This is a genomic window from Pseudomonas grimontii (assembly GCF_007858185.1).
Lineage (GTDB): Bacteria > Pseudomonadota > Gammaproteobacteria > Pseudomonadales > Pseudomonadaceae > Aquipseudomonas > Aquipseudomonas grimontii.
In genome coordinates this window covers 67,555-79,609 of the sequence record NZ_VFES01000020.1, presented here as the reverse complement: position 1 = coordinate 79,609, position 12,055 = coordinate 67,555, and the positions used below count along the sequence as shown (strand labels likewise).

Genomic DNA, 12,055 nt, shown 5'->3' with positions numbered 1-12,055 from the left:
ATGCGGCATTTGAATATGCTGCCCCGAGCACCAGCCGCTGCCTTGCAGCGGCTTTTGTATTTTCTGAAATAACGAAGTGGAGAGCCGCATGGTTCCCGTAATCGCCCTGGTGGGCCGACCTAACGTCGGCAAGTCCACCTTGTTCAACCGCCTGACCAGGACTCGTGACGCCATCGTCGGCGACTTGTCCGGTCTGACCCGTGATCGCCAATACGGTGAGGCAAAGTGGCAAGGGCGCTCCTACATTATTGTCGACACCGGTGGTATCTCCGGTGATGAGCATGGCATGGACGAAAAGATGGCCGAGCAGTCGCTGCTGGCCATTGAAGAAGCTGATGTCGTGTTGTTCCTGGTGGACGCCCGCGCGGGTTACACCGCCGCCGACCAGATGATTGGCGAGCACCTGCGCAAGCGCAACAAGCGTTCCTATTTGGTCGCCAACAAGATCGACAACATCGATCCTGAGGCGGCCCGCGCCGAGTTCAGCCCGATGGGCCTGGGCGACGCGATCCCGGTCGCTGGTGCCCACGGTCGTGGTATCACCCAGATGCTGGAAATCGCCCTGCGCGATTTCCCCAAGGATGACGCCGAAGAAGAAGAGGGTGATGAAGAGATCGTTGCCGAAGGCGAGGAAGCCAAGCGCATTCCTGGCCCAAGCGAAAAAGACGGTATCAAGATCGCGATCATCGGCCGCCCGAACGTGGGCAAGTCGACCCTGGTCAACCGCATGCTCGGTGAAGACCGGGTAATCGTCTATGACCAGCCCGGCACCACTCGCGACAGTATCTACATCCCGTTCGAGCGTAACGACGAGAAGTACACGCTGATCGACACCGCCGGTGTGCGCAAGCGCGGCAAGATCCACGAGGAAGTTGAAAAGTTCTCCGTGGTGAAAACCCTGCAGGCGATCAAGGACGCCAACGTGGTGATCTTCGTGATGGACGCCCGCGAAGGCGTGGTGGATCACGACCTCAACCTGCTGGGCTTTGCCCTCGAAGCCGGTCGCGCCCTGGTCATCGCGATCAACAAGTGGGATGGCATGACGCCGAGCGAGCGCGATTTCGTCAAGATCGAGCTGCAGCGCCGCCTGTTCTTCGTTGAGTTCGCCGATATTCACTTTATCTCGGCCCTGCACGGCACGGGTGTGGGCAACCTCTACGCTTCCGTACAGAACTCGTTCAAGTCTGCGGTTACCCGCTGGCCGACCAACCGTCTGACCCAGATCCTCGAAGACGCAGTCGGCGAGCACGCACCGCCGATGGTCAACAACCGCCGGATCAAACTGCGTTACGCCCACTTGGGTGGTGCCAACCCGCCGATTATCGTGATCCACGGTAACCAGATCGAGAAGGTGCCCAAGTCCTACGTGCGTTACCTGGAAAACACCTACCGCCGTGTCTTGAAACTGGTCGGTACACCGATCCGTATCGAGTTCAAGGGTGGCGAGAACCCGTACGAAGGCAACAAGAACACACTGACTGACCGTCAGGTGAACAAGAAGCGTCGTTTGATGACTCACCACAAGAAGGCCGACAAGAAGCGCAGGGATAAAAAGTAGCAGCTGCAAGTTGTAAGCTACAAGCTGCAAGCTAAAGCGGGTTTGCTTGCGGCTTGAAGCTTACAGCTTGTAGCTCAAACCGCCAGGCACAAAAAAGGGCTCTGAATGAGCCCTTTTTTGTGCCTGTCGGTTTGCCCCTTGACCTGCTTGCAGCTTGCAGCTTAAAACTTGCAGCTCACCCGAAGGGGGCTCCCATGATCACCAGCAAGCTGCCAAATGTCGGCACGACCATTTTCACCACCATGTCGCAACTCGCTGCCGAAACCGGCGCGCTCAACCTGTCCCAGGGTTTTCCCGACTTCAATGGGCCTCAGGCTTTGCTCGATGCCGTGGGCAAACATGTTGCCAGCGGGCATAACCAATATTCCCCGATGACCGGCTTGCCGGCTCTGCGCCAACAAGTGGCGGCCAAGATCACCCGCAGCTACGGCGCCACGGTCAACCCTGACAGCGAAGTGACCATCACCCCTGGTGCCACCGCTGCGATCTTCTGCGCGATCCAGGCGGTAATTCGCAATGGCGATGAAGTCATTGTGTTCGACCCTTGTTACGACAGCTATGAGCCCTCGGTCGAGCTGGCCGGTGGCCGCTGCGTGCATGTGCAACTGAGTCTGGATGGCTTTGCTCTCGACTTCGAGAATATCCAGGCCGCGCTGTCGCCACGTACGCGCATGATTATCCTCAACACCCCGCACAACCCTACTGGCGCGCTGATCAGCCGCGCCGAGCTGGACCTGTTGGCGGCATTGATCCGCGACCGCGATATCTACCTGGTCAGCGATGAGGTGTACGAACACCTGGTATTCGACGGCGTGCCCCACGTGAGCGTGCTGGCCCATGAAGAGCTGTACCCGCGTGCGTTCGTGGTCAGCTCCTTTGGCAAGACCTACCACGTCACCGGCTGGAAAACCGGCTACGTCGTCGCGCCACCGGCCCTGACGGCCGAACTGCGCAAAGTGCATCAATACGTCAACTTTTGTGGGGTGACCCCGTTGCAGTTCGCGTTGGCCGATTTCATGGCCGAACACCCGGAGCACGTTGACGAACTGCCGGCGTTTTACCAAGCCAAGCGCGATCTGTTCTGTGACCTGCTGGCACCGTCGCGCTTGCGCTTTACCCGGGTGGCCGGAACCTACTTCCAGTTGGTCGATTACTCACAGATACGCCCGGACCTGGATGACGTCGCCATGTCTCTCTGGATGACCCGCGAACACGGCGTGGCGACCATCCCTATCTCGGTGTTCTACCAGCGCCCACCACAAGGCCAGCGCCTGGTGCGCCTGTGTTTTGCCAAGCGCGAGGAGACGCTGCGCCAAGCGGCTGAAAAACTATGCGTGATCTGACTGCATTGCCTGACTTGAATATCGCCCTGGTCCAGACCACCCTGGCCTGGCACGACCGCCAGGCCAACCTCGAGCATTTCGAGGGGCTGCTGGAGCAGGCCCGCGGCGCCGACCTGATCGTGCTGCCGGAGATGTTCACCACCGGTTTCTCCATGGACTCGCAAACCCTCGCCGAGCCGGAAAACGGCCCGACCCATCATTGGCTCCAGGCCCAGGCTGCGAAGTACAACGCCGTGATCACCGGCAGCGTGATCATCCAGGCCGCCGACGGCAGCCACCGCAACCGCCTGTTGTGGGCGCGGCCGGATGGCGAGGTGTTGCATTACGATAAGCGTCATCTGTTTCGTATGGCCGGTGAACACAATCACTACACCCCCGGCGAGCGCCAGGTGCAGTTCGAGTTGAAAGGCTGGCGTGTTCGTCCGTTGATTTGCTACGACCTGCGCTTTCCGGTGTGGAGTCGGGATGCCCGGGACACTGACTTGCTGCTGTACACCGCCAATTGGCCGGGGGCGCGGCGCCAGCATTGGAACCGATTGTTGCCGGCGCGGGCTATCGAGAACCTGTGCTACGTGGCGGCGGTGAATCGAGTGGGCACCGACGGCAAGGGCTTTGCCTATACCGGTGATAGCCAAGTGTTGGACTTCCAGGGCGAAAGCCTGCTGAGCGCTGGAGAGGCAGATGGGGTATTCCAGGTCTGCCTGGACGCGGTTGAACTGGCGGCGTATCGCACCAAGTTTCCGGCGAACCTGGATGCCGATAGCTTTCAGTTTGTCTGACAGACCGCTATCGGGGGCAAGCCCCTCTCACACTTTGATTTGTGAATACATTCAAAATGTGGGAGGGGGCTTGCCTCCGATGAGTCCCTGACAGGCAACCCAAATCTGAAACTCAATAAAAAGGCCCCTGGGTTCTCACCCAGGGGCCTTCTGTATTGCGGTGATGATTACGCCGCCTTCGCTTCCAACTGGCTCAGCGAGCGGTTCAGCGCGCTGAACACTGCCTTGAAGCTGGCGGTGGTGATGTTTTCATCAATGCCCACGCCATGCACCGGACGCTCACCGTTCACGCGTAATTCAATGTAAGCGGCAGCCTTGGCATTGGTGCCTGCGCCAATCGCGTGTTCGTTGTAGTCCATGATCTCCACGCCAATCGGCAGGGCGGCAACCAGGGCTTCCAGGGTGCCGTAGCCCTTGCCGTGCCAGCGCAGGTTGGTTTCGCCCTGGCCTTTGCCCGAGACTTCCACTTCCACCGAGCTGTTGCCGTTTTCTTCCTGCAGGCGATGGCTGACCAGCGCGTACGGGGTGTTGGCTTGCAGGTATTCACGCTGCAGCAAGGCGTAGATCTGCGGCGCGGTCATCTCCAGGCCCACGCGGTCGGTTTCGGCCTGGACTACCTGGCTGAATTCGATCTGCATGCGGCGTGGCAAGCTGATGTCGTATTCCTGCTCCAGCAGGTAGGCGATACCGCCTTTGCCCGACTGGCTGTTCACGCGGATCACCGCCTCGTAGCTGCGACCGATGTCAGCCGGGTCGATCGGCAAGTACGGCACCTCCCACAGCGCGTCGGCTTTCTGCTGGGTAAAGCCCTTGCGGATCGCGTCCTGGTGAGAACCCGAGAATGCGGTGTGCACCAGGTCGCCGACGTACGGATGACGTGGGTGTACCTGGATCTGGTTGCACTCCTCGACGACTTTGCGCACACCGTCGATGTCGGAGAAGTCCAGTTGCGGGTCGAGGCCCTGGGTGTACATGTTCAACGCCACGGTGACCAGGTCGACGTTACCGGTACGCTCGCCGTTACCGAACAGGCAGCCTTCGACACGGTCCGCGCCGGCCATCAGGCCCAGCTCGGTGGCGGCTACGCCGGTGCCGCGGTCGTTGTGGGTGTGCAGGCTGATGATCACGCTGTCGCGACGGTTGATATGGCGACCGAACCACTCGATCTGGTCGGCATAGATGTTCGGCGTGGCGCACTCGACGGTGGCTGGCAGGTTGAGGATCATCTTGTGCTCAGGCGTCGGGTTCCAGACCTCGATCACCGCGTCACAGACTTCCTTGGCGAACTCCAGCTCGGTAGCGCTGAAGGTCTCCGGCGAGTATTCGAAGGTCCACTGTGTTTCCGGCTGCTGGGCGGCGTATTTGACGAACAGCTTGGCCGCGTTGACTGCGATGGCCTTGATGCCGTCCTTGTCCTGGTTGAACACGATGCGGCGGAACGACGGCGACGTAGCGTTGTACAGATGCACGATGGCTTTTTTGGCGCCGCGCAGGGATTCGAAGGTGCGTGCGATCAAGTCTTCACGGCCCTGGGTCAGCACCTGGATGGTGGTGTCCTCGGGGATGTGGTTGTCTTCGATCAGGGTACGCACGAAGTCGAAGTCGGTTTGCGACGCGGCGGGGAACGAGGCTTCGATTTCCTTCACGCCGACGGCAACCAGGGTCTTCCAGAAACGCAGCTTTTTCACCGCGTCCATCGGCTCGATCAGCGACTGGTTGCCATCACGCAGGTCAGAGCTGCACCAGATCGGCGCGGTGGTGATGGTCTTGGACGGCCAGGTGCGATCCGGAATATCGATGGTCGGAAACGCGCGGTACTTCGAAGACGGGTCTTTGAGCATGCTCATCGGGAAATCCTTTGTTGTAGGGGCCGAGAAAAGGCGGCCTGCCGTAGAACTGTTATTGGGGATAAAGCTTGAAGACGAGGCAGATCGATTCAGCCTGGCAGTCGTGCGCTGACGAGGCACAGGCTGCGGTGCTGGCGGAGCTGAATGAGGGTATGAGAGGTTTTCATAAGCTCAACCCTAACTCCAGGGGTGAAAGATGGCAAGCAGTCGCGAAAAATTGAGAGAAGTTCTTTTATCTGCGTATGAAACGGGATTTTATGGTTGGGAATGAGGCCGGAGCTAGATTAAATTGCGCGACCGTTATCGGGCGCGCAATCGCTTCATTCACGGTTGGAACGCGCCGATAAAGATCGCCGGGTCTACCCGTGCATCGTTGAGGCTGACATTCCAATGCATATGGGGCCCGGTCGCGCGGCCGGTCGAACCGACTTTGCCCACTACCGCCCCGCGTACCAGTTGCTGGCCGACCTTCACGTCGATCTTCGACATATGGCAGAACATGCTGATAAAGCCCTGGCCGTGGTCAACGAACACGGTGTTGCCGTTGAAGAAATAGTTGCCGACCAGAATCACCTTGCCGTTCGCTGGCGTCTTGATCGGTGTACCGGCTGGCACGGCGAAATCCAGGCCCGAATGGGGATTACGCTCTTCACCGTTGAAGAAGCGACGAACGCCAAACTTGCTCGACAGCGGGCCGTTCACCGGTTTGTCCAGCACCAGATTGCTCGGCAGATTGGGGCTGAAACTGCGATAGGCCTTGAGCTGTACGGCCAACTCGCCCTCGATGCGCTTGAGTTGCGCCGGGTCGGGGTTGACCTGGCTTTTGTTCTTCAAGGTGATGCGTTGCTCGGGGTACTTCTTGTAACCAACGATAAATGGCAGGTTGCGCCCACCGCTGCTGATGCGCTCATTGCCCGGCTTGACCGTCAGCGCAATACCGACAATCGCCAGCCAGTTGTCCTGCTCCTTCACCACCAACACCGGTTTGCCTTGGTACGTGGCTTTCGGCGCGGCAGCCGCAGGGCCCAGTTCAACCACCGCAACGCCGCCCGGCACTGGCTTGTTCAAGGTCCGGCTGATATAGCTGTCGGCATGGGCGTTAACGGTGAGGCATAGCAGCAACAACACACTAAAGAGACGTGGCATCAATCAATCCAATAACGAAAGGGTGACGGGTGTCAGGTGATTGTCTTCCACCCGCACTTGCAATTGACCTTCACCGAGGCGAGCGGTGAGCCGCTGGCCGGTGTGGGTCTGCGCGGCGTTGCGAATGGCCTGGCCGCGCTCGTCAAGCAGGATGCTGTAGCCACGACCCAGCGTCGCCAGCGGGCTGACCACGTGCAGCGTCTGCACCTGGCTTTGCAGTTGCAGGCGACGCGCCTTGAGGCCTTCGCGCATGGCACGCGGCAGGCGTTCGGCAAGGCTGTCCAGGCGCTGGCGCAACAGGACCAGTTGACGGCCTGGATGCTGGCCGGCGAGGCGAGTTTCCAGGCGGATCAGGCGTTCGCGTCGCGTATTGAGGCTGCGCTCGAAGGCGCGGCGCAGGCGCATATCCAGGTCATCCAGGCGCTGGGCCTGCTGGCGCAGACGTTCGCCAGGGTGTCGCAGGCGCCGGGCCATGCCTTCCAGGCGCAGGCGGTCGTGGGTCAGGCGATTGCGCATCAGCATCACCAGGCGGCGGTGCAGGCTCTCGACCTGACGCACCAGGTTGCTGGCGTCGGGAGCCAGCAACTCCGCGGCCGCGGATGGTGTGGGCGCGCGCACGTCGGCGACGAAATCGCTGATGGACACATCGGTCTCATGGCCGACGGCGCTGACGATTGGCGTCACGCACGCGTCCACTGCGCGGGCCACGGCCTCTTCGTTGAAGCACCAGAGGTCTTCCAGCGAGCCGCCCCCACGGGCGAGGATCAACGCGTCAAAGCCACGGGCGTCCGCCAGTTTCAGCGCGCGCACAATCTGCGGGATTGCTTCGCGGCCTTGTACAGCGGTGGGGATCAACGTCAATTGCACTTGTGGCGCGCGGCGGCGGAACACGCTGATGATGTCGCGGATCACCGCACCCGTGGGCGAACTGATAATGCCGATGCGGCGCGGGTGGGCAGGCAGCGGCACCTTGCGTTCGGCACTGAACAGGCCTTCGGCGCTGAGTTTTTCCTTCAGGGCGTCGAAGGCCAGGCGCAGCGCGCCATCCCCGGCGGGCTCGACGGTATCGAGGATCAACTGGTAGTCGCCACGGCCCTCGAACAGCGAGACCTTGCCGCGAACCTTGACCGCCAGGCCATCCTTCAGCGCCTGGCGAACCCGCGCGGCGTTATTGCGAAACAGTGCGCAACGCACCTGGGCGCCACTGTCCTTGAGCGTGAAGTACACATGGCCGGAGGCCGGGCGGGCGAGGTTGGAGATCTCGCCTTCGACCCAGATATTGGTGAACACGTCTTCCAGCAACACCCGCGCGCGGCCGTTGAGCTGGCTGACAGTCAGGACTTCGCGGTCGAGGCCCAAGCGGGCAAAAGGATCTTTAATCATGGGCGGCAGTTTATAGGCATTCGTGCAGGGTTTGACAGAATTGCTCCACCAATGCGCTCGGTGACTGCTGGCTGGCCAGGGCCACGGTGCTCAGGCAGTCCGGGTCGGCCAGGGGCAAGAAGTGCACGTTGGCCGGGGCGATGTCCTGCATGGACTTTGGTAACAAGGCAATACCGAAGCCGGCCTGGATCAACTGTAACTGGGTGGTCTTGCGTGACATCACCCGTGCGGCCTTAGGGAAGAATCCGGCACGCATGCACAGTTCGGCCGACAGATAACTCAGCCCGCCGCGCTGGGGATGAGGTATCGAGATAAACGCTTCGTCCTTGAGCTGTGCCAGGTCGACTGGCGCGTTGCTACGCGCCAGTGCGTGATTCGGCGGCACTGCCAGCAGCAATTGCTCCTTATAGATAGGTTCCACACGTACGCCTTCGCGCTGGCGCAACACGGGCAAACGTAGCAGGCCGACATCCAGGCGACCGTCAGCGATTTCCTCCAATTGCGCCTCGGAGGACAGTTGGGCGATATCCATCGACACGCCAGGACAGCGTTCCAGCCAAGTGCTGATGCCTCGCAGTAACGGGCCGCTCATCGGCACAGTGCTCGAATGGCTCAGGCGCAGGGTACCGAGTTGGCCATTGCCGACCTGGGTCGCCATTTCACTGGCCTTGTGCAGCTCACCCAGCAGGTTGCGCGCCCGTGGATAAAACGCTTCACCGGCGGCGGTCAGCCGGGGTTGGCGCGCGGTGCGTTCGAACAGCGCGGTTTGCAGTTGGGTTTCCAGCTCCTTGATCTGCCGGCTCAAGGCCGATTGCGCGACAAACAAACGTCCGGCGGCAGCACTGAAGCTGCCGCTGTCGGCGATTTCGACGAAGTAACGCAGTTGGCGAGTGGAAATCACGCGTCATGCCTTTTCGAGATGGGTGGAGGGCTTTGAAGATATTAGTCGCAACCCTCGCCGCTGGCTAAAGTGATGGCTATCTCTTACAAGGAATAACCCATGAGCCCGGTAGAGCTGATGAGTCAGTGGTCGTTTGGCGGTGTCGATTGGCTGGTGATCGGCTTGGGCATCGTCGTGGCCTATATCGTGTTTGGTATCGCGGGCTTCGGCACGGCGTTGGTGGCGGGGCCGATCCTGCTTATGTTTATGCCGCTGTCGAAGATCATCCCGCTGTTGGTACTGCTGGATTTTGTCGCGGCATTTGGCGGCCTGCTGCAAACGCGACGGGACGTAAATAAGCCGGAGCTGCTGCGATTGCTGCCGTGCATGGCGATTGGCTGCACCTTGGGCGTGGTGTTTTTGCTCAATTTGCATTCGGATCTGTTGCTGCTGTTGATGGGGCTGTTTATCAGCGCCTATGCGATTTACAGCCTGGCGGTGAAAGCCCGGCCCACGCAACTGGCGGCGGGGTGGTCGATCCCGATGGGCACCGTGGGCGGGCTGTTTGGAGCGTTGTTCGGCAGTGGTGGCTTTTTATATGCAATCTATCTGAACAGCCGTTTGCCCAAGGACGCGGCACGCGCGACCCAAAGCGCGTTGATCAGTTGCAGCACGGTGGTGCGCCTGAGCCTGTTTTTGATCGCCGGGGTGTATGCTGATTTGCCGCTGCTGATGTTGGCACTCTGCCTGTTGCCCGCGATGGCCCTGGGGCTATGGTGTGGGCGCAGGCTGACGATGCGCATGTCCCGTGAGGCGTTTGTGCGCTTGGTGACGTGGCTGGTACTGGCCAGTGGCATTGCATTGATTGGGCGGTACTTGAGCACTTGACCTGATTGCTTCAGGGATTAAGCTGCCGTCCTCCCGGGCGTCATCGCGGGCTTGCCTGCGATGACGCCAGCAGCCACACCGCAGGACTCTCATGAACTCCCAAAGCATCCTTGTCCCGAAAATCTCCACCTTGCCCGTCCACGAACCCCGCGCCCGGGCGATCGTGCGCTGGCTGGTGCGCAAGAACATCATCAAGGAAGAACTGACCACCTGTGGCCGTACCGGCAACCGCATGGCCTATGCCCTGGCCGACGGTGCCCGCGCCGTGGTGCTGCACCCTGAAGCGCTGCCGTTCAACGAGCCGGTCAATGGCCTGGAGATCATCTACAAACGCTGCATCTACACCCCGGCCAAGGACTTTCTCGAAGAAGCCGGCTGCCCGGAATGCCTCAAGGAAGTCGGCGAGGCGTTGTTCGAAAGCCTGGAAGACTGGATGCCCGGCCACACCGATAACTTCACCTGCCCGCTGTGTGGGCATGAAGATGACATCAATGGGTTTCTGTTCCTGCAGGCGTGCGGGTTTTCCAACCTGGGATTCATCTTCAACAACTGGGCGGAGGCCGGGTTCAAGCAGAGCTTTATCGACGAATTCGCCGATTGGCTGGACCAGAAGATCAGTTGGGTCAAAGTCGAGTTGTAGTCCTTCTATCACTATTCCCAAATATGTCAGAGTTTTACATTGAGACCTGGGGGGTGTCTGAGTATAATGGCGCGCTTCCATTTTCCCGCTCGGGAGCCCCCGCGATGCTGCGTATCAGCCAAGAAGCTCTGACATTCGACGACATTCTCCTAGTGCCCGGTTATTCCGAGGTGCTTCCTAACGAAGTCAGTCTCAAGACCCGCCTAACCCGTGGCATCGAGCTGAATATTCCCCTGGTTTCCGCTGCCATGGACACCGTCACCGAAGCCCGTCTGGCCATCGCCATGGCTCAGGAAGGCGGTATCGGCATCATCCACAAGAACATGACCATCGAGCAGCAAGCTGCCGAAGTGCGCAAGGTCAAGCGTTACGAAGCTGGTGTGGTGAAAGATCCGATCACCATCGAAGCCGACGCTACCGTGCGTGACCTGTTCGACCTGACCCGCCTGCACAACATCTCCGGTGTTCCCGTGCTGCACGATGGTGACCTGGTCGGCATCGTCACTTCCCGTGACGTACGTTTCGAAAACCGTCTTGAAGTGACCGTCCGCGACGTGATGACGCCTAAAGAGCGCCTGGTCACGGTCAAGGAAGGCGCCGACAAGAACGACGTACGCGAACTGCTGCACAAGCACCGCATCGAGCGTGTGCTGATCGTCGACGACAAGTTCGCCCTCAAAGGCATGATGACCGTCAACGACATCGAAAAAGCCAAGGCGTACCCGCTGGCCAGCAAGGACGACCAAGGCCGTCTGCGCGTAGGCGCTGCGGTCGGTACCGGTAAAGACACCGGTGACCGTGTCGCGGCCCTGGTTGCTGCCGGTGTCGACGTGGTAGTGGTCGACACTGCCCACGGTCACTCCAAAGGCGTGATCGACCGCGTTCGCTGGGTCAAGCAGAACTTCCCTGAAGTGCAGGTGATCGGCGGCAACATTGCCACCGGCGCTGCCGCCAAGGCCCTGGCCGAAGCGGGCGCGGATGCAGTCAAGGTCGGTATCGGCCCTGGCTCGATCTGCACCACGCGTATCGTTGCCGGTGTAGGCGTGCCGCAAATCAGCGCCATCGCCAACGTCGCCGCAGCCCTTGAAGGCACCGGCGTCCCGTTGATCGCCGACGGCGGCATCCGTTTCTCCGGTGACCTGTCCAAGGCCATCGTTGCCGGTGCCTCTTGCGTGATGATGGGCTCGATGTTCGCCGGTACCGAAGAAGCACCGGGCGAGATCGAACTGTTCCAGGGCCGTTCCTACAAGGCTTACCGCGGCATGGGTTCGCTGGGCGCCATGTCCCAGGCGCAAGGCTCTTCCGACCGTTACTTCCAGGACTCCTCGGCAGGCGCCGAGAAGCTCGTACCGGAAGGCATCGAAGGCCGTGTGCCGTACAAGGGCACCCTGAGCGCCATCATCCATCAACTGATGGGCGGCCTGCGTTCCTCGATGGGCTACACCGGCAGCGCCGACATCGAAGAAATGCGCACCAAGCCAGAGTTCGTACGGATCACCGGCGCCGGCATGGCTGAATCCCATGTCCACGACGTGCAGATCACCAAGGAAGCGCCAAACTATCGGGTCGGCTGATGCCGACAGCTATAAGC

At 60.5% G+C, this 12,055-nt stretch carries 10 protein-coding genes; 6 read left to right on the top strand and 4 right to left on the bottom strand.

Annotated features, from left to right (window positions below):
* The first annotated feature begins 88 nt into the window (after nt 1–88).
* From der to FIV39_RS25830, 3 genes are all read left to right on the top strand, one after another.
* Nucleotides 89–1,558, top strand: a complete 1,470-nt coding sequence (gene der / locus FIV39_RS25840) for a ribosome biogenesis GTPase Der (RefSeq protein WP_090400673.1) — start codon at nt 89–91, stop codon at nt 1,556–1,558.
* A 194-nt stretch (nt 1,559–1,752) separates the two neighbouring features.
* Entirely contained in the window at nt 1,753–2,901 is a 1,149-nt protein-coding gene (locus FIV39_RS25835) for a pyridoxal phosphate-dependent aminotransferase (RefSeq protein WP_090400672.1), read from the top strand.
* Entirely contained in the window at nt 2,889–3,680 is a 792-nt protein-coding gene (locus FIV39_RS25830) for an amidohydrolase (RefSeq protein WP_090400671.1), read from the top strand. Before FIV39_RS25835 ends, FIV39_RS25830 begins: the two co-directional genes overlap by 13 nt.
* A 167-nt stretch (nt 3,681–3,847) precedes the next feature.
* Here the strand turns inward: FIV39_RS25830 and leuA are convergent, their stop codons facing one another.
* From leuA to FIV39_RS25805, 4 genes are all read right to left on the bottom strand, one after another.
* Nucleotides 3,848–5,527 carry a 2-isopropylmalate synthase gene (gene leuA / locus FIV39_RS25825; protein WP_090400670.1) on the bottom strand — a complete coding sequence of 560 codons (1,680 nt, stop codon included), beginning with the start codon at nt 5,525–5,527 and terminating at the stop codon, nt 3,848–3,850.
* Nucleotides 5,528–5,851: 324 nt separating this feature from the next.
* Nucleotides 5,852–6,673 carry a peptidoglycan DD-metalloendopeptidase family protein gene (locus FIV39_RS25815; RefSeq protein WP_090400669.1) on the bottom strand — a complete coding sequence of 274 codons (822 nt, stop codon included), beginning with the start codon at nt 6,671–6,673 and terminating at the stop codon, nt 5,852–5,854.
* 3 nt (nt 6,674–6,676) lie between these two features.
* Nucleotides 6,677–8,056, bottom strand: a complete 1,380-nt coding sequence (gene xseA / locus FIV39_RS25810; RefSeq protein WP_090400668.1) for an exodeoxyribonuclease VII large subunit — start codon at nt 8,054–8,056, stop codon at nt 6,677–6,679.
* 10 nt (nt 8,057–8,066) lie between these two features.
* Nucleotides 8,067–8,957 carry a LysR family transcriptional regulator gene (locus FIV39_RS25805; protein ID WP_090400667.1) on the bottom strand — a complete coding sequence of 297 codons (891 nt, stop codon included), beginning with the start codon at nt 8,955–8,957 and terminating at the stop codon, nt 8,067–8,069.
* A gap of 99 nt (nt 8,958–9,056) precedes the next feature.
* Between FIV39_RS25805 and FIV39_RS25800 the strand changes: the two genes are divergently transcribed.
* From FIV39_RS25800 to guaB, 3 genes are all read left to right on the top strand, one after another.
* Nucleotides 9,057–9,824, top strand: a complete 768-nt coding sequence (locus FIV39_RS25800) for a sulfite exporter TauE/SafE family protein (protein WP_090400666.1) — start codon at nt 9,057–9,059, stop codon at nt 9,822–9,824.
* Nucleotides 9,825–9,915: 91 nt separating this feature from the next.
* Nucleotides 9,916–10,464, top strand: coding sequence for a sugar ABC transporter ATPase (locus FIV39_RS25795; protein ID WP_146371643.1), 549 nt, complete (start codon nt 9,916–9,918; stop codon nt 10,462–10,464).
* A gap of 104 nt (nt 10,465–10,568) precedes the next feature.
* Nucleotides 10,569–12,038, top strand: coding sequence for an IMP dehydrogenase (gene guaB / locus FIV39_RS25790; RefSeq protein ID WP_090400665.1), 1,470 nt, complete (start codon nt 10,569–10,571; stop codon nt 12,036–12,038).
* Nucleotides 12,039–12,055: the final 17 nt, after the last annotated feature.